The sequence below is a fragment of the Shewanella sp. M16 genome (genome assembly GCF_018224605.1).
GTDB classification, from domain to species: Bacteria; Pseudomonadota; Gammaproteobacteria; order Enterobacterales; family Shewanellaceae; genus Shewanella; species Shewanella oncorhynchi.
This window is the reverse complement of the sequence record NZ_JAGTUL010000001.1, coordinates 254895-273162: the sequence shown is the minus strand read 5'-3', so window position 1 is coordinate 273162 and position 18268 is coordinate 254895. Positions and strand designations below refer to the sequence as shown.

Annotated in this window: 11 protein-coding genes and 1 riboswitch; of the genes, 5 read left to right on the top strand and 6 right to left on the bottom strand. The window is 48.1% G+C overall.

The features are described 5' to 3' along the window. Positions 1 to 206 precede the first annotated feature (206 nt). Positions 207 to 1415, bottom strand: coding sequence for a NupC/NupG family nucleoside CNT transporter (locus KFE26_RS01210; protein WP_105251603.1), 1209 nt, complete (start codon positions 1413 to 1415; stop codon positions 207 to 209). A gap of 279 nt (positions 1416 to 1694) precedes the next feature. Beyond that, positions 1695 to 2642, bottom strand: a complete 948-nt coding sequence (locus tag KFE26_RS01205; protein WP_212599400.1) for a LysR family transcriptional regulator — start codon at positions 2640 to 2642, stop codon at positions 1695 to 1697. Between the two features lie 225 nt (positions 2643 to 2867). Between KFE26_RS01205 and KFE26_RS01200 the strand changes: the two genes are divergently transcribed. Next, on the top strand, positions 2868 to 3848 hold the full coding sequence (locus KFE26_RS01200; RefSeq protein WP_212599399.1) for a dienelactone hydrolase family protein: 981 nt from the start codon (positions 2868 to 2870) through the stop codon (positions 3846 to 3848). A gap of 142 nt (positions 3849 to 3990) precedes the next feature. On the opposite strand, the gene KFE26_RS01195 is transcribed toward KFE26_RS01200, so the two are convergent. The 3 genes from KFE26_RS01195 to KFE26_RS01185 are packed head-to-tail and all read right to left on the bottom strand — an operon-like array spanning position 3991 to position 8707. After that, positions 3991 to 5280 carry a cytochrome c gene (locus KFE26_RS01195; protein WP_212599398.1) on the bottom strand — a complete coding sequence of 430 codons (1290 nt, stop codon included), beginning with the start codon at positions 5278 to 5280 and terminating at the stop codon, positions 3991 to 3993. Next, positions 5280 to 5813 carry a (2Fe-2S)-binding protein gene (locus tag KFE26_RS01190; protein WP_006082848.1) on the bottom strand — a complete coding sequence of 178 codons (534 nt, stop codon included), beginning with the start codon at positions 5811 to 5813 and terminating at the stop codon, positions 5280 to 5282. The genes KFE26_RS01195 and KFE26_RS01190 overlap by 1 nt, the downstream gene beginning before the upstream one ends. After that, a complete protein-coding gene (locus KFE26_RS01185; protein ID WP_212599397.1) occupies positions 5810 to 8707 on the bottom strand; it encodes a xanthine dehydrogenase family protein molybdopterin-binding subunit in 2898 nt (965 codons plus the stop codon). Before KFE26_RS01185 ends, KFE26_RS01190 begins: the two co-directional genes overlap by 4 nt. 1370 nt (positions 8708 to 10077) lie before the next feature. On the opposite strand from KFE26_RS01185, the gene KFE26_RS01180 reads away from it, so the two are divergent. From KFE26_RS01180 to KFE26_RS01170, 3 genes are all read left to right on the top strand, one after another. Continuing rightward, positions 10078 to 11388, top strand: coding sequence for a DUF3644 domain-containing protein (locus tag KFE26_RS01180; protein ID WP_212599396.1), 1311 nt, complete (start codon positions 10078 to 10080; stop codon positions 11386 to 11388). A 342-nt stretch (positions 11389 to 11730) separates the two neighbouring features. Next, positions 11731 to 12237, top strand: coding sequence for a hypothetical protein (locus KFE26_RS01175; protein WP_212599395.1), 507 nt, complete (start codon positions 11731 to 11733; stop codon positions 12235 to 12237). A gap of 87 nt (positions 12238 to 12324) precedes the next feature. Beyond that, entirely contained in the window at positions 12325 to 12735 is a 411-nt protein-coding gene (locus KFE26_RS01170; RefSeq protein ID WP_212599394.1) for a hypothetical protein, read from the top strand. Between the two features lie 388 nt (positions 12736 to 13123). Here the strand turns inward: KFE26_RS01170 and metH are convergent, their stop codons facing one another. After that, on the bottom strand, positions 13124 to 16858 hold the full coding sequence (gene metH, locus KFE26_RS01165) for a methionine synthase (RefSeq protein WP_212599393.1): 3735 nt from the start codon (positions 16856 to 16858) through the stop codon (positions 13124 to 13126). A gap of 262 nt (positions 16859 to 17120) precedes the next feature. Between metH and KFE26_RS01160 the strand changes: the two genes are divergently transcribed. Then, on the top strand, positions 17121 to 17846 hold the full coding sequence (locus KFE26_RS01160; protein WP_212599392.1) for a histidine phosphatase family protein: 726 nt from the start codon (positions 17121 to 17123) through the stop codon (positions 17844 to 17846). 221 nt (positions 17847 to 18067) lie between these two features. Beyond that, positions 18068 to 18261: riboswitch (cobalamin riboswitch) on the top strand. Positions 18262 to 18268 lie beyond the last annotated feature (7 nt).

The following is an 18268-nucleotide window of genomic DNA, read 5'->3' as shown; positions in this document are numbered from 1 at the left end:
TTATTGAAATGTAAACTCATTAATCTTTTTCTGGCGACATTATACACAAAAAATATCTGAGGCATAAAAGAAAACCCAAACCAAGCTTGCTTGATTTGGGTTTGTGTTGATCGCGGTTTTGCTGCGCGCGAGTGGCTAACTTAGTGGCTAACTTAGTGGTTAACTCAATGGTGAGATGAGTGCCTAAAAAAGCCCAAGCTGATGGATTACAGCGAGAGGATCACGCTGGCAATGGCCGCACTCATGAGGTTAGCAAATACACCCGCGGCAATGGCGCGAAAACCATTACGGGCGATAAATTCGCGGCGTTCTGGCACCATGCTACCCAGTCCACCGATCAAAATTGCCATAGTGGAAATATTAGCGAAACCACACAGGGCGAAAGTCACAACGGCCTGAGAATGGGCGCTCAGTTGGTCTTCGACTTTCATTAACTGGATGAAGGCTACAAATTCATTCACTACGATTTTTTGGCCAATAAGTGAGCCTGCAGTAATGGCCTCATGCCAAGGAATACCCAGCAGCCACGCCATAGGGGCGAACAGATAACCGAGTAAAAATTCGAAGCTTAACTGGTAACCGAACCATTCACCCACAGCGCCTAACATGCCATTCAGTAGGGCGATAACACTGACAAAGGCCAGTAGCGTGGCACCAATCCCGACAGAAATCCGCATGCCAGACATAGCGCCATCGGCTAAGGCTTCAACCACATTGGTGGCGCGTGGCAATTCGACAGAGGTGATTTCATCGGCGCTGTTTTTGTCATTGTCGCTAGGCGGCATGAGGATTTTAGCCATCAACAGACCCGCGGGTGCCGACATAAAGGCGGCGGCAATCAGATAGTTAAGATCGACACCTAAAGCGGCATATCCGACTAAGGTACCGCCCGCGACTGAGGCTAAACCACAGCTCATGACCGCGAAGAATTGCGAATCGCTCATGTGCTTTAAATAGGGTTTAATCACCAGCGGCGCTTCAATCATGCCGACGAAGATGTTTGCCGTGGCAGATAAAGACTCGGCGCGGCCCGTGCCCAGTAAACGCTGCAGACCACCACCAATAATGTTGATCACCTTAGGCATTAACCCAATATGGTATAAGGCTGAAATCAGTGCCGAGAAAAAGATGATGATACCTAACACATTGATTGCAAATACGAAGCCGACTTTACCCGTGGCGAGATCCCCAAACAGGAAGCCAATCCCTTCGTTGCCATAGGCTATCACGCTCGACACGCCCGCCGTAACAGACTGTAATACGGCCTTACCCGCAGGGACGTAGAGCACTAACAGGGCAAATATAATTTGTAAGCCTAGGGCTAAAATCACAGTGCGGTAGGGAATATTCTTGCGGTTCACTGACAGTAACCAAGCAAAAAACAAGATACTAATCATGCCTAATATCGCGGTCATAAGGGGTTATTCTTTTGAGTTAAGGAAGAAGCCGCGCATTGTAGGCCGAGTCGCAGTAAGGGCAAGTCGAGGGCGTTACTGGGCTGTTACGATAAAACAGTCGAAAATAGCAACAGTTTAACTTGCTGTTTATGCAGGAGAATAAAAGCTATTTTAGCTACTGTTGCCCAGAGGAAATAATATTTGTGCCTGTGGCAATAATCGAAATCATGCCACAGACGACTTTAGGCTGGTGTCGTAGTCAGTGCTGGTTTGAAATGCAGCTTAAGTGGTTGCAGTTTAAATGATTGTCTTACCTAACCAAGGTTTGAGCTTTTTATCCCAGTAGGGCGGGTGGCCGATATGGGACTTTAAACACTCGATTATCACCTTGTACTTAGTCGGTAAATGGCGCCGCCTTGGGTAAACTACATAAACGGGCATCTGTTGCAGTGGTTTCCAATCGGGTAAGAGTTGGATCAGTTTTCCGCTTTGAAACTCATCACTGAGTAAATACGTGGCCACATAGCCTATGCCGCGCCCTGCAATCACCGCATTGCGCACGGCTTCGGCTAAGTCGACACGGTAATTTCCCGCCACATGCACGGTTTGTTCTAGGTCATCCTTAGCAAAACTCCAGCGATCATAATTACGGCTCTTGCTTTGATAGATAACGCAATTATGTTGCGCTAACGCCTGTGGATGGTGTGGCACGCCATGCTTGAGTAAATAATCGGGAGAGGCGACCACCACAAAGTTAGTCTCGGCGAGGTGCTGGGCGATATAACCTTCGTTCAGCTGTTCATGGTTAGTGATCCACAGATCGAGGCCTTCTTCTAGCATGTCGGCTTTATGGTCGAACAGGCTTAGCTCAAATCGCAATTCGGGGTATTTTTGCTGCAGCACTTCCAGCGCGGGGATAATGTGTAAGGTGCCAAAGGACTGGGAGGAACCGAGGCGAATTGTACCACTAATGTCATCGCGGGCATCTAGCATAATAGCATCGGCATTTTGTGTCGCTTCAAACACTTGCTCACAGTAATGGGCAAACTGTTGGCCCGCGTCGGTTAGCACTAAGGTGCGAGTGGTCCGCTGGACTAACAGCAAGTTCAGCTCGGCTTCCAGTGCGCCAAGCTGCTTGCTGACATAGGATGTCGAGGTTTTTAATTTGGCCGCCGCTTGGGTAAAACTACCACTGGTCACCAGAGTGTGGAATATCACCATCTGGCTAGCTCTATGTTGTATCACGCTAGGCCCTCTAGAATCTAAATCGCTATTTTAAGCTAGCCTTGCCCTAACCGACAGCCGTTTGTGCCGATCGTGTGCTATTTCAAAACAAACTTACCAAACGGCAAACGTTAAAGTCAGTTGCCCTAAGTGCGATTCTTACTTTACTCTTGAGTTAAATCTTAACACCCACAAGCTAGGGAAGACGTGTTACCTGTGGTTAGCTTGTTCAATGGAGGAATAACGATGATACAACAAGACAAGCAAGCCTTAGCAGAAACAAGTCAGATACATGCCCAGAAAGTACAACCGATACCGCAGGAAGCCTTTGACTGGTATGACGAATATGCCCATGGCATTATCGATCGCCGTGAGTTTATGGGGCGGCTCGCAGGATTGGTGGCGCTAGGTTTCACAATGACGATGCTCACGGGCGCACTCTTGCCGAACTATGCACTTGCTGAGCAAGTCTCCTTTAACGATCCCAGTATTCAAGCCAGTTATGTTAAGTTTCCCTCGCCCAATGGTTACGGTGAAGGGCGCGGCTACTTAGTCATGCCCGATGAGTTATTGCTCGCGGGCAGTGCCGCAGGTGAGCCGAAAACCTTAGATCCCACTAAAAAAGCCGCAGTGGTATTAGTGGTGCACGAGAACCGTGGCCTTAATCCCTATATCGAAGATGTGGCTCGCCGATTAGCCGCGCAGGGTTATATCGCCTTCGCCCCCGATGCACTTTATTCCTTAGGTGGTTATCCGGGTAATGATGATGCGGGCCGCGCCATGCAAAGCAGTTTAGACAGAGCCAAAATCGAGCAAGACTTTATTGCCGCTGCGCAGTTTTTAAAATCCCATCCTCAAAGCAATGGCAAACTCGGTGCCGTAGGTTTTTGCTTTGGCGGCTATATCGTCAATATGCTGGCCGCCACGATTCCCGATGAACTCAATGCAGGCGTACCTTTCTATGGCACGCCAGCGGCTGCAGAACTGCGTAGCCGAGTAAAGGGGCCACTTATGTTGCAATTTGCTGGGCTCGATCAGCGGGTAAACGACACTTGGGCCGAGTATGAAACCCAGCTAAAAACCAATAAAGCCGATTATGTCGCTTATCTTTACCCGAATGTGAATCACGGTTTCCATAACGACTCCACTGGCCGATACGATAAAGCCACCGCCGAACTCGCTTGGGCGCGCAGCTTAGCTTTCTTTGATACTCGACTGCGTGGCTAAGTGGGAGTGAAGTTCCGCTTACTCTGATCCCGCTTACTTTGATTAAGTCGATGAGTGACCGATTCTCGCGCTCTATATCATTCAAGCAAAAGCCGACGCTAGAGTCGGCTTTTATCTTAAATCTCCCACATATCTATGTGGGTTAGTCGTGCTCGAGGATCACTTCTTTTAAGCTTTGGATGGTCTTCACATCGAGATTACCAGCTTGTGTGCTCCAGGTGAGTCTTAGGTAATTGGCTAAGTCTTTAATCTGCTCGTCGCTTAACTCATCAGCATATCCCGGCATGGCATAAAAGCTGGTGGTAGCGTTGTAATGCTGGCTCTGAATACCTTTTAGTATTACGGCGACGATATTATGAGGACTCGCTTTATCTAAGGTGGCGTTTCCTGCCATCGCGGGGGCGACATTAGGACGACCTTCACCATTTTGACCATGACAACCGGCGCAGTAACCTTTGTAGAGCGTATAACCTGGCAGTTCAGGTTTATGGCCGTTAAAGGTGAGCGGATCCGGTTTAAGATCATCGTCGTTATCGAGCAGATAACTGCTCACCGCGCGCATATCATCATCGGTTAAGTGGCTAAAGCTGTGATACACCACGGGATACATGCCGCCAAAGACGGTGCCTTTACGGGAGTAGCCTTTGGTAAATAGCGACTTAAGATCCTCATGGGTCCAGTTTTGCCTGTTAAGCTCGGCGGGGCGAATGTCCGATGCCTCTAGCCCTTCGATAATCGCGCCCTCAAAGTGCTTGTCCTGCTCCATGGCAAACATAGTGTCTCTTGGGGTGTGGCATTCACCGCAGTGCCCTAGGGCATTGACTAAGTAATTGCCGCGATTCCAATGCTCGCTTTTTTCCTTGCTCGGGGTAAATTCCTTGGCATCGTGGGCGACTAAGTTCCAAGCTTTTAGGCCAAAACGCAGGTTAAACGGAAAGTAAACATCATTGTCGCGGTTAGCTTGCTTGATGGGTTTAGTACTCATCAAATAGGCATAAATCGCCTGAGTGTCGTCGTCCGTCAGCAGGCTGTAGGACGTGTAGGGCATAGCAGGGTAGAGGTTGCCGTTGACGCCAACACCGTGGTGCATGGCATCAAAAAAGTCCTCGTAACTGTATTTGCCAATCCCGGTTTCTTTGTCTGAGGTGATATTGGTCGAGTACACAGCGCCAAAGGGCGTTTCGAACGGCAAACCACCCGCGAGTTCGCGCCCGCCGACTGCAGTATGGCAGGCCACACAGTCGCCTATCTTCATCAGATACGCGCCGCGTGCGATGTCGTTATTCGTATTGCCGCCTTCATCGGCAACGCTGCTGGAACAGGCGAGTAAACCTAGCCCTAAACTCAGGAGTAGATTGTGGCTCAACAGATTTTTTATCCTACTAATGTGCGGGAAATAGCGCGAGAAATAGCGCAGATTGGCTGATGTCATCACAGGGTTAGCCCCTTAGTTTTGAGGATCAGATCTTTGACCGCCGCATAGTATTTTACGTAGCCAGTACAGCGGCATACGTGTTCACTCAAGGCATCTTCAACGACTTTTTCAACTTGATCTTTAGCGATAGGTTGTCGCTCTAATCGCTCAAGCAGTGCGGTCGATTCGTTGACAAAGCCCGAGGTGCACCAACCACATTGAAACGAAAAATGCTCCAAAAAAGCCTCTTGCACTGGGCTCAGGGCGGTGATTTCGCCAAGGGAGTTTTGTCTAGCATGACCTTCGACAGTGCGGACGCGTTTACCATTGAAACGCTCAACACCATTGATGCAGGTACGCACCACTTCACTCATGCCTTGCTCGTCGTCGACGATCACTGTACAGGCGTGGCATACGCCCGCGCCGCAACCAAACTTAGTGCCTGTGAGGTTCAAGTATTCGTGTAGAAACTCAATCATCATCACACCATCGGCGACTTCAATCGGGCCTACGGCTTGGTTATTAATGGTCAGTTTAATAGACTGGCTCATGCCATGGCCTCCTTAATTTTTTTCGCTGTCATAGGTAAATCGTAAAAGCGGACATGGGTTGCTTGATACACGGCTTCAATCAGCGCCGCGACCACAGGGATCATCACCACTTCGGCGATACCACGGCTGGGATCGTTATCAGATAACTGCGGCAATATGGTATGACGTTGATCCCACACGCCCACATGCCGCGCTAACGGCACCTGATAGCGATTGAGGTTCCAGGTACCATTGCCAGCGCCTGCTTCAAATGGCGGTAAGCCTTCATGCAGTGCATGGCCAATCCCCATCGCAAGACCACCTTGAATTTGCCCTTCGACTAATTCTTTAACAATCACTTTGCCCGCTTCTAACCAAGTATGAGAACTCAGTAGCGTGACTTCGCCATTGCCTTCGTTAACGGCCACTTCAACCAAAGTGGCGCAGGGGGCGTAGTAAGTCACCATGGCATTGTTCAGTTCGGCTCTGGGATAACTCATGGCTTGACGGTCGATCAAGTGATAGCCATTAGACTTCATGCTGGCTTGACGCGCTTTGATACTCATAGTCGTGTCAGAAGTGGCCGCAAACGTTGCGTTCCCTTCGCCGTATTGCAGCGCCAGCGCATCGAGTGCTAAACGCTCTTTAGTGCCAAGAATGTCGAAATCGGCTTCAGCCCAAGCCCAGCGATTAAAGGCATGGCCCATCACGCCGACCACTAAACCCATATCGTGGGCGCGTTTAGCGAGAATATCGATAGACAGTGGCGGAAAGCCCAAGGCGGTTAACTTGCCATCGACCCAGCGACCATCGCGTGAGTTATGCAAATTAGTCGAGCCCATCGGGGTGTTAAAATACAACTCGTTCCAAATCGATACCGCTGCAGGCCATAGGCCGTGGCGATAGATAATATCGGCGGCGATGCGGCTGACATGGCTTTGGTAATAGGCCGACATAGACGCCGACGATGCCATGGCTTTAACGGGCGTCCAGCGTGGATTGGCCGCCATTTCATCTTGGCGTTGCTGCGAAATAATATAAGGATTATCGGTTTGCACTAATTGCATCGCATCCCAAATATCCACTTCGGCGAGTTTTACCTCATCGGCAAAGTTGCCTAGAGCATCGCTGACCACCACGGCTTGGGAGGTTTGCGTGCCAGTGCCCATTTCGATAAAGCCGATTTCTAGGGTGATTTTACCGTCTTTAGCTAGGCGAACCGCCGCACTTGGCGCTGCTGCGCCCGTACCATAATCTTTAGTGGCGATACCAAAACCGACGCCGTAACGCATCCCCGGATGTTTGGCCTCATAGTCCTTTTTATTCACCGCGCGGTTTTGCCACACGGGAGCTTGCTCGGCCATCTCGAGCATTTCGCGGTAACGTAAAGTACCGTTAGGAATCGCGCCTTGAGTATTGCGCTGGCCGGATTCCATCACGTTGGCGGCGCGCAGTTTAAAGGGATCAACCTTCAGCTCATCGGCGATCTCGTGGATCATGCATTCCATCGCCGTCATCGATTGCAGCGTGCCATAACCGCGCATCGACCCCGCATCTGGGTTACGCGACGCATAGGCGGTGGCGATAATATCGTTGCGCGGCGTGTAATAAATGCTTTGCATCGCTGTTGCGCCAACCGAGGTCACAGACGGAGTAAAGTTGACTCGTCCGCCGCCATCGACTGTCATCTGCGAAGTTAAGGCTTGGATTTTTAAGGTCGATTTATCCACCGCTAAGCGGCTTTTCATGATGAACGGATGACGTTTAAGCCCAGATTGGAATTGCTCGAATCTGTCATTGGCGAGTCGGATTGGCCCCTTGGCATAAATGGCCGCGAGCACGCCGTAATAGGGGAATATCGAATGGTCTTTCGCGCCAAATCCACCGCCGATATAAGGCGAGTGCACCACCAGATGTTTTACCTTGCCTGCCAGTGGGCCAGATAACAGCATGTGCACTGCCATCTCTTGAAAGTCCTGCGGCGACTGCGAGGTAATCACAGTATGAAAGGTTTGGCTAGCCGCATCATACCAGCCGTTAAAGGCTTCGGGTTCCATCATCATAGGATCGATGATCTGGGTGCGATATTCCCGCTCTAACACTTGCCATTGTTGATTGGCTTGGGCGATAGCAATCTGCTTATCTATCTCACCCGCATAATAAAGCCCGCGCTCAGACACTGTCCCTTTGGCATTCGGATTGCCTAACCATTCTGGCTTGCGATCTTTTACGCTAGGGAAAAATAGCCCATCGTGGAGCGGGCTATATAAATCTTCCCGATCGCCATTTTCACCTTCCACTCGAATAAGGCGCCAACTGGCGTACGGGTCTTTCGAGTCCGACACAAACGGCGTTTGCTCACCAAAGCGCAGTAAGGTCTGGTCAAATTGCAGTAAAGACTTAGCTTGCTTAAAGGCGGGGAAACTGTCGAACAACAATATCGCCACCGCATGACCTAAGTAGTCGGCGGTTTGCCCCTCGGCCAGTAACATGTTGTCACCGTAAAAATCGGGCAGCTTGATTTTATCACGGGCCAGATCGGCCGCAGTGATCACTTTATAGGGCTTAGCCGACGCGGGCAGGTGGTCGAGTGAAAAGCCTTGATAAACATGGGAGGCATCGGCGGCGCGAAGTATAAAAGCATAACCTTGCTGCTTGGGCCAGCCCTCCATGTCCATAGCACGGTAATCACGGCCATAGACCTTTTGGCCTGTGACCTTCGCTATGCCGTCGTTACGAAACTTAGGTTTGGATTGACCATTAACCTGAGTTTGCCATTGGGCTGCCAGTTCAGGTGAGACAATCGCCGCATTCGCGCGACTCATTTCCCACAACAAAGGGGCCGAATATACGGCAACCCCGCCAATCACACATTGCTTGATAAAGGTCCGGCGTGACGTATTAGATGGTTCCATATCTCAACCTCAGTTGTGCTTCCGTGTAATATCAGCCGCGCTGCATGGTATCGCCCGATATAAGCTTGTTGTCGATCGACTTTTTATTGATTGTTGCGACATAGCTTTGATAAACACTGAATGTAAATTTACATTAGCCACGTTAGCATGTAGGGCCGAAAATGCAAATTTAGGCGGTTAATCGTTGCAGTTTTGACCAAGCTAAATCAGAGTGTAAAACCCGTGTTATCAGGCTTCTGCAGTGATGTTCGTACTGTGATTCAACTCAGTTACGTTATGGCTGAATTTTGCTCAGAGCTCTTTGCGCTGAGCCCTTGAGCAATGAGCTCAATTGGGGCTTATTTGCGCGCCAAAATTAGGTCGCATGTAATAGTGAGTTAATACGGCCTAGCGGCCGAGGTGAATCAAAGTCGTGGGGCTTCACCCCACACCCGACCAAAAGGGAAAAAACGCCTATTCCCCTTTTGGAAATCCCCCGGCGTCCCTAGCGAAGTTACATGCATTGATTAGTGGCTTCGTGCTTATTCGAAAATAGCTAACGCTTCCGATGGGGCGTCCCTTCCCCCCGAAAGCTACACAGACGTCCTGTCTGCGTCACGCTATTTTCTTCAACGCCCTTCAGCAACTTCGCAGGGGAAGGTGTATTCCTTCGACTAAGGAGTTGTTGGCCAGTACCAATAAGGCTAATTCACAAATTAGTCATCACTTAACTATCTAATTTGTAATGCTAAAGTTATAGACAAGTGTACGCTATGTCGCTATCTTAGGTTTTTAACAAGGATGAGCTTTAATCGCGTACCCGCGATTCGAGTCACTTGCATCAGGACGATGTGTCTTTTCTCTTTCTTAGATACCCAACTCCTCCTGCAAATTGGTGAATATGCTTTGGCACTTATTTTCTTGTTGCTCTGTGTTTGTAGCACTGTACTGAGTGTTATGGGTTAACCGTTTCGCGTTGAGTTCGTTGAGTTAGTGCGGCCTAACGGCCGAGGTGAATCAAGGTCGTGGGTCTTCACCCCACACCCGACCAAGGAGGACTGCTCGTCCTATCCTCCTTGGATGCTCCAAGACGCCCCAACGGAGTTGAAAGCCCCTTGTGCTCATTGGCAAATTTGCTATCGCTTCCGAAGGATGCGTCCCTGCACCTGCGAAAGCTAGCTCGCCATCCATGGCGAGACTCACGCAATTTGCCTATTCGCCCTGCGGCAACTCCGAGGGGATGGGCGTATTCAATGAGTTTTGGTGTGATGTAAGATATAAAGTTTTTACTATTTAATAACAATGACTTAATTGCGGCAATAATACTGAAATTATTTTTGTCAGAGTGAATAGTAATCTGACTCAATTGATCAGGATATTGGGAGATAAATATGGCAGGACGTCAAAGTCAGCGGAAATTCTTTAATTTCTTACAACATGCTGAGCACTCTGGGAAAAGTTTCTCTAGGGAAGAGTTAATCGTAGCCTCTGGTTGGAAGGTCAGTACATTTGAAACCTATTACAACAAAGGCCAGATTACACAGTTTGTCACAGAGACCGGTGATGGCATTTTCCGCGCAATAAATACGCTGGATTTAACTTTTGTCGAGTTCCAAAAGCGATTATCCCAAAGTAAGCACTTTCAGGAGCTTGGTCATAAATGTAAATCGCAACTTTCCAAAGCGTTACTTAAAAAATCTCGCGATAACATGATGTTGGCGTTAGAGCTTTATAATCGTCCATCATTAGAGAATAAGTTAGACGGCTTTGTTTTGCTATTCTGTACTGCGTGGGAGCAACTTTCTAAAGCACGCTTAATTGAACGTGACGGTGAAGATAGTATTTTCGAGCCAGCAAATAAGAAAGGTATACGCCAGACGATTTCATTGAGGGCATGTTTGGCGCGTTTGTATGCTGATAAAGATTTAGTTCGAAAGAACATTGAAATGGTAGCTGATTGGCGTGATCAAGCTGTACATCTCTTAATGCCAGAACTACAAGCTATTGCCTCTAGAATATTCCAATCAGGTGTACTTAACTTTTCATCTGAATTTGAGGCATTTTCACAAGTGGCTTTTATATCGGTTCAACATACTGGAATGATGACTATAGTTGGTGATTTTAAACTCCCTGCAATGTCTTTATTAAAAACACAGTATGGTGCTGCAGCATATGAAATTCTTGAATTAGCAACCAGCATTCAGTATGAAGTTGAAAAAGCTGATGATATGAACTTTGCAATACCATTGAAGGTTCATTTGGTCTTTGCACAAGGTGAAGGGGATGCACAAGTGGTATTGACCAAGGCCTCGGGTACTGCAAGTGATCTTAATGAATTACGTCAAAAGCTAAAGGTTATAGAAAAGACGATAGATTTAGATAAGTCGCATCCGTATTCGCAGACAAAACTACAACAATTGGTAAATACCAAATTAGAAACCGATCGTGACCAGTTGAAGTTAGAGAAATGTATCCCAGGAAGAAATAAATTTACCGGAAGACCAGAGCTTAACAACCATTGTATTCAAGCGTGTATACAGAGACTTGCTTGGCAGCAATCTAACAATGAATATCATTACCATGCCAAGCTTGCAAACCGGCATCAATACTCTGAATCTGCTGTAACTGAACTAGTTAAGCGCATTACTCAGGAAGATGATTTCGTTGCTAAAGCTAAAAAAATGCTAAGTAAAAAGAAATAACCTAGTAAGGTTTCTGCTAAGAAAAATAAAGACCCCATTATTAAAAATAATGAGAAGAAATTATACAGGCATAGTTTTCGGGTGAAGGGACACTTTATCGAAAGCGTTAGCTATTTTCAAATAAGCACGAAGCCACCAACTAATGCTGGTAACTTCACTAAGGACGCCGAGGGATTTCCAAAAGAGGAACAGGCGTTTTTAACCTTTTGGTCGTGTGTGGGGGAGGGAGTCTCATGACCTTGATTTAAGAATGACTACGAAGTTTGTAACTACTGGTAGATGAGTATTTTTAAGTTTTACTCTGACACCATTTGTGATTACTTATTAAGCAAGGTGTGTGGAATGAATAGATTACTATTTACGGTTATAAGAGGGATTTTTTTTCCGATTTTTCTGTTATTCGTTACAGCATGTGGTTCTAATGCAATTTCTTATCAGCCTACACTAATGAGTTACAGTGAGGCGTTGAATGTTGTCGAGGAATTAACTATGACGCAACACTCAGAATGGAAACCTGATGAATTTGGAATAACGGATAAATATGTTTTTTGGAATTACGGCTTTGTTACTAACTCATCGAGTTCTGCTGCAATAATTGCTGACACAGCAATAGTTGGGAAAAGTCAGGCTGAAACGAAATTAAACAATGAGCGTATTTACTTTAGAACAATTAAAGGTGTGAAGTTACTTGATTGGCAGCGCAAGTTTAAGCAGTGGTATGTAGTCTCATTAGTTGATGCTGAAGATCGTATCACAAAGCACGCCTTGAGAACTCGAAGTCTTGATGATGCGAAGAGGTTTATGGATGCAATGGAGTCGATAATTAGGGAAAGAAAAGACTCGCAGTAGTAGCTTGACAATGATGGTTGTTTTTAACGATTTCTTGCTCTGGTGTGGAATGGGATTCCACGACTTTGATATTTTATAAGAGTTTTTATGAAAAAAATTAGTTTTTTTGGTATGAGCATAGTGCTTGCTTTGACACTTGTTATCGGCCTTGCTGTTGATTTTTTGGTTGAATTTAAGTCTGAATCGATTTTTATGCAGATGAATATTTTTAGCTTTAAATTATTGTTTTCGTTACTTAGTATGCTCTGTTTGTATATTGCTATTGCAGTCACTTTTAATTTGAAACTGTTACCTATGCTTATAGGTAAAGATTATCCGTCAAATTACTTTAAATGGTCTAAATTTCGACTTATAGAAGTTTTCTTTTTATTTAACTTATGGGCTATGGGGCATTTTCAATATTTCACCGTCGTAATAGTTAATTTAGCTTTGGTTGAGTTGATACACTTATATTTAGTTTATAAAAGTATCAATGATAAGCTCGAGTCTACTATATAAATTGGTATGTTGAGGACAATAAGGCTTGTGGAGTTGGCATAACTCTTTCAATGCGAAAAGTTAACTCTAATGCCACAGAAGTTCACTGATCCCCTGCGAAGTTGCTGAAGGGCGTTGAAGAAAATAGCGTGAGCGAGGCATGGATGCCTCGCTAGCTTTCGGGGTACAGGATGTACCATCGGAAGCGTTAGCGATTTTTGAATAAGCACGAAGCCACTAATCAATGCATGTAACTTCGCTAGGGGCGTCTTGGAGAATCCAAGGAGGATAGGACGAGCAGTCCTCCTTGGTCGGGTGTGGGGTGAAGCCCCACGACCTTTCGGTCGCAAGACCGATCTTAGATCTCAAACTGCGTTAGCGTAATAAAGATCCTGACTATTTCTAAAAATCAGTCAGGATCATAATCCAACACTGGCGCCAGCCACTTCTCCGTTTCCGCAATGCTCATCCCTTTACGCTTGGCATAATCTTCCACTTGATCGCGGCCGATATTACTCACGCCAAAGTAGCGCGATTTCGGGTGGGCGAAATACCAGCCCGATACTGCCGCTGTGGGGAACATGGCGTAGCTTTCGGTGATGTTCAAGTCGATAGTTTCATCGGGCTTGAGCAAGTCCCATAACAAGCCTTTTTCTGTGTGGTCTGGGCAAGCTGGGTAGCCTGGTGCGGGGCGTATGCCTTTGTATTTCTCGCGGATTAAGGCTTCGTTGCTTAACTGCTCGTCGGCCGCATAACCCCAAAACTCTTTACGTACCCGTTCGTGCATCCGCTCGGCAAAGGCTTCGGCTAAACGGTCGGCTAAGCATTTGAGCATGATGGCGTTGTAGTCGTCGTTGTTGGCTTCAAAACGTGCCACATGTTCGTCTATGCCGTGGCCTGTGGTCACCGCAAAGCCGCCCATGTAATCGGCGACGCCTGAGTCTTTTGGCGCAACAAAGTCGGATAGGCAGAAGTTGTCATTGCCGACACGCTCAAGCTGCATCCGCAGGTGATGTGTGGTCATTTCGACTGTGGTACGCGACTCATCTGTGTAGAGCTCGATATCGTCGTAATTGACGGTATTGGCAGGGAATAAGCCGATAACCGCTTTCGCCGTGAGCCACTTTTCTTCGATGATTTGCTTGAGCATGGCCTGACCATCGGCGAACAGCTTTTGCGCTTCTTCACCGACCACTTTATCGGTGAGGATTTCGGGGTAGTGGCCGTGCAATTCCCACGAGCGGAAAAATGGTGTCCAGTCGATACGCTCGACTAAGTCTTCTAATGGATAATTATCAAATATTTGGCGACCGAGCACGTTTGGCGTGAACGGGGTGTAGTTGGCCCAATCGTGTTGGCAGCGGTTTTCACGGGCCGCTTCGAGTGACACTATCTCTTTGCGCTTGGCTTGGGATAGACGCTTAGTACGCATGTCGTCGTATTCAGCATAGGTTTCGTCTATGGTCGCTTGGCGTGTCTCGTTGTTGATGAGCTTACTCACCATAGGCACGGCGCGGGACGCATCGGCGATGTAAATGGCGCCATGGGGATAATGGGGCGCAATCTTCACCGCAGTGTGGATTTTCGAGCAAGTGGCGCCGCCGATAATCGCCGGAATGGTTAAGCCTTCACGGTGGAAGGTTTTCACGTTATGCACCATCTCGTCCAGACTCGGAGTGATGAGGCCCGACATGCCGATGATATCGATATTGTGTTCTTTCACGGCGTCGAGAATTCGCTCCACCGACACCATCACACCTAAATCGAATACCTCAAAACCGTTACAGGCGAGCACCACGCCGACGATATTCTTGCCGATATCGTGCACGTCACCTTTTACTGTCACCATCAAAATCTTGCCGTTAGATTGGCCTTCGACCTTTTCTAGCTCGATATAGGGGTTTAAGTAAGCCACGGCTTTTTTCATTACCCGCGCCGATTTCACCACCTGCGGCAGGAACATCTTGCCCGAGCCGAACAAGTCGCCGACCACGTTCATGCCGTCCATCAAGGCGCCTTCAATCACATCCAGTGGACGTTTCGCTTCTTGGCGAGCGGCTTCGGTATCTTCATCGATAAATTCGGTAATGCCTTTGACGAGCGCATGGGATAAGCGTTGGCTCACCGGCCAGCTGCGCCATTCTAAATCTTCTTTCTTGCCCACCTGCGCGCTATCACCGCGGAATTTTTCCGCGATTTCAAGTAACTGCTCAGTATTGCTTGAGCCTTCCACTGAGCAGGGCAAGTTAAGCACCACGTTTTCGACCCGCACTTTAAGCTCAGGATCGATATCGTCGTAAATGGCTAACTGACCCGCGTTGACAATGCCCATGTCCATGCCGACTTTGATGGCGTGGTACAGGAATACCGCGTGAATTGCTTCGCGCACTGGGTTGTTACCGCGGAACGAGAACGACACGTTCGACACGCCGCCCGAAATCATCGCGTGGGGCAGGGTGGCTTTAATCGCTTTAATGGCATCAATAAAATCGACGGCATAGTTGTCGTGTTCATCGATACCCGTGGCAATCGCAAAGATATTCGGGTCGAAGATGATGTCTTCGGGCGGAAAGCCGACCTTATCGACCAGCACCCGATAGGCGCGGGTACAGATTTCGATTTTACGCGCTTTAGTGTCGGCCTGACCTTGCTCGTCGAATGCCATGATAATGGCCGCCGCGCCGTAGCGTTTCACTAAGGTGGCTTGCTCGATAAACTTGGCTTCGCCTTCTTTGAGGGAAATAGAGTTAACTATGCCCTTGCCTTGAATACATTTGAGGCCAGCTTCGATGACTTCCCACTTGGAGGAGTCGATCATAATAGGTACGCGGCTGATGTCGGGCTCAGAGGCAATCAAGTTTAAAAACTTGTGCATGATCTCGGCGCCATCGAGCATGCCTTCGTCCATGTTGATGTCGATGATTTGCGCGCCGCTTTCAACCTGCTCGCGGGCGACATCGAGCGCCTGCTCAAACTTGCCTTCTTTGATCAACTTTAAAAACTTGGCTGAACCTGTAACGTTGGTGCGCTCACCCACGTTAACGAACAGGGATTGGGCGTCGATAGTCAGTGGTTCCAAACCTGCCAAGCGGCAAGCGACTGGAATGTCCGGCAAAATACGTGGATCGTGACGGCTCACCGCTTCGCGGATCACGCGGATATGTTCAGGCGTACTACCACAACAACCACCGATAATATTGAGCATGCCTTCGCGCGCCCAATCTTCGATCACGTTCGCCATGTCCTCTGGGGTTTCATCGTAACCGCCAAACTCGTTCGGCAGGCCTGCATTCGGATGCGCCGACACATAACACTCACTGATGCGGGATAATTCTTCCACATAGGGGCGCAATTCTTTTGGCCCAAGTGCACAGTTAAGACCGATAGATAAGGGCTTGATATGGCGAAGGGAATTGTAAAAGGCTTCGGTCGTTTGGCCTGTCAGTGTGCGGCCAGAGGCATCGGTAATGGTGCCCGAAATCATGATCGGCAATCTGTCTTTAGAATGCTGACCGAATAAGTCATCGAATACGGATTCAATCGCAAACAGCGCGGCTTTGGCGTTTAAGGTATCGAATATGGTCTCGACCATAATGATATCCGCGCCGCCCTCAATCAGCGCCTTAGTGGATTCTTTGTAAGCAGTCACTAACTCATCGAAGCTGACGTTGCGGTAGCCTGGGTCGTTCACATCAGGGCTAATCGAACACGTACGGTTAGTGGGGCCTAACACACCGGCGACGTAGCGTGGAATGCCTGTGGCAGCAAAGGCTTCATCACAGGCTTCACGGGCGAGGCGCGCGCCGACTAAGTTAATTTCGGCGGACAGCGACTGCATGTCGTAGTCGGCCATGGCGATGGTGGTGGCGTTAAAGGTGTTGGTTTCAATGATGTCTGCACCGGCGTTTAAGTAGTCGGTGTGAATTTGTTTGATGATGTGAGGCTGTGACAACACCAAGAGGTCGTTGTTACCTTTGACATCTGTGTGCCAATTTTTAAAGCGTTCGCCGCGATAGTCCTCTTCTTCCAGCTTGTAGCCTTGGATCATAGTGCCCATGGCACCGTCTAAGATCAGAATGCGCTCTGCAAGCTGTTTGCGTATGTCTGCCAATATCTGGCCGGCTTTGGTAGAGGGTATCGTCATAAATAATTACCTTAAATACAGCTAAGTTAAGTCCAAAAATCGGCCATTGTTATGCTAAGTGCATTTTATTGTCGTCAGCCGACATTTTTTTAATACTTGTTCTTAAAAATTTGTTTTGGACATTTAAACGTATAGACGTCCATAATACGCGACTTATGATTGTCAGGGCAAGATGAAAGTCAAAGGCATTAGGAGCGAGAATCGAGAATTTAGGCCCTTGGCTTGAGTTCCTAGCATCTAGTCCCTAACTAAAAAGGCATATATGAAACAAGTTCGATTGTTATTGTTACGCCACGGTGAGTGTGAAGGCGGCGCTATTTTGCGGGGTCGTGTGGATGTGCCTTTAAGCAAAAAGGGTTGGCAACAAATGTCGGCAGCAGTTGAGTCACAGGCCAGCGTGTGCAGTGCGATTTACAGCTCGACTTCACGCCGCTGCGCCGATTTTGCCCACGCTTTTGCCGCCGAGCTGCACTCGACGGCGGCACGGATATCTGAGTCAAGGCCATTGCAGGCACAGTGTTTGTCGGGTTTACAGGAAATTGATTTTGGTGATTGGGATGGTTGTCGGCTCGATGAACTGTATCAACAAGAGGGCGAACACTTAGCGGCGTATTGGCAAGACCCTTGGCAAACTCCGCCACCCAATGGTGAAACTATGGCAAGTTTTGAGTCGCGGGTGAATGGGACGATTGACCAGATACTCGCCGCTGAGTTTGAACGATTGACCCTTGACTCACATAAAATGGGTAATGAAAACAGTACCGTTAATGAAAACGCTGACAATATGCCAGCCACTCAAGTGTGGGTCGTGAGCCACGGCGGGGTGATCCGTCACTTAATGGCGCGTGCCCTAGGGGTTGAACGGGCGGTGGGGTTTTATAGTCAACTCGATTTACCCGTGGCGGCCGTGGTGACTATTAATGTGCTGCAAGATGAACAGGGTGCCTGCTATTGGCGTTTAGATTGGCCGAGTGGGCGCAGGTGTTGAGGCCTTATTTCACGACCTAGGCGATATGGTGTAGGCGTGATTGTTTGGCGAGAATAAGCTGACATGAAAATATTCTGATTTAAACAGCATTGCCTAATGGGATAGATGTAGGATAATGCTTTTCCCTGACGTTTGAACGAGATAGCGTATTACATGCGCAATGAGTGATAACGTCGCAGAAATAGGTGTTGGGAATAGACTCTCTTTGTTCGAATCGCTCCGTTGTTTTAATTCACAGTGGCGTTGTTAACAAAGAGCATATCAACCCAAACATAATAGGGAATCGGGGAGCTGCTCGTCAGTCAGCCCGAACTGTGCCCGCAACTGTGAGTAGTTTAAAGAAGCGCCTAGATTCTAGAGCCTAGCTCCTTCTTTTCTACAAGTCAGGAGACCTGCCTATTTCTGTTATCGCTGCGTGCAGC

Coding starts and splice junctions, on each gene's coding strand:
- KFE26_RS01210 (WP_105251603.1), bottom strand. CDS start 1,415: ATGACCGCGATATTAGGCATGATTAGTATCTTGTTTTTTGCTTGGTTA.
- KFE26_RS01200 (WP_212599399.1), top strand. CDS start 2,868: ATGATACAACAAGACAAGCAAGCCTTAGCAGAAACAAGTCAGATACAT.
- KFE26_RS01195 (WP_212599398.1), bottom strand. CDS start 5,280: ATGACATCAGCCAATCTGCGCTATTTCTCGCGCTATTTCCCGCACATT.
- KFE26_RS01190 (WP_006082848.1), bottom strand. CDS start 5,813: ATGAGCCAGTCTATTAAACTGACCATTAATAACCAAGCCGTAGGCCCG.
- KFE26_RS01185 (WP_212599397.1), bottom strand. CDS start 8,707: ATGGAACCATCTAATACGTCACGCCGGACCTTTATCAAGCAATGTGTG.
- KFE26_RS01180 (WP_212599396.1), top strand. CDS start 10,078: ATGGCAGGACGTCAAAGTCAGCGGAAATTCTTTAATTTCTTACAACAT.
- KFE26_RS01175 (WP_212599395.1), top strand. CDS start 11,731: ATGAATAGATTACTATTTACGGTTATAAGAGGGATTTTTTTTCCGATT.
- KFE26_RS01170 (WP_212599394.1), top strand. CDS start 12,325: ATGAAAAAAATTAGTTTTTTTGGTATGAGCATAGTGCTTGCTTTGACA.
- metH (WP_212599393.1), bottom strand. CDS start 16,858: ATGACGATACCCTCTACCAAAGCCGGCCAGATATTGGCAGACATACGC.
- KFE26_RS01160 (WP_212599392.1), top strand. CDS start 17,121: ATGAAACAAGTTCGATTGTTATTGTTACGCCACGGTGAGTGTGAAGGC.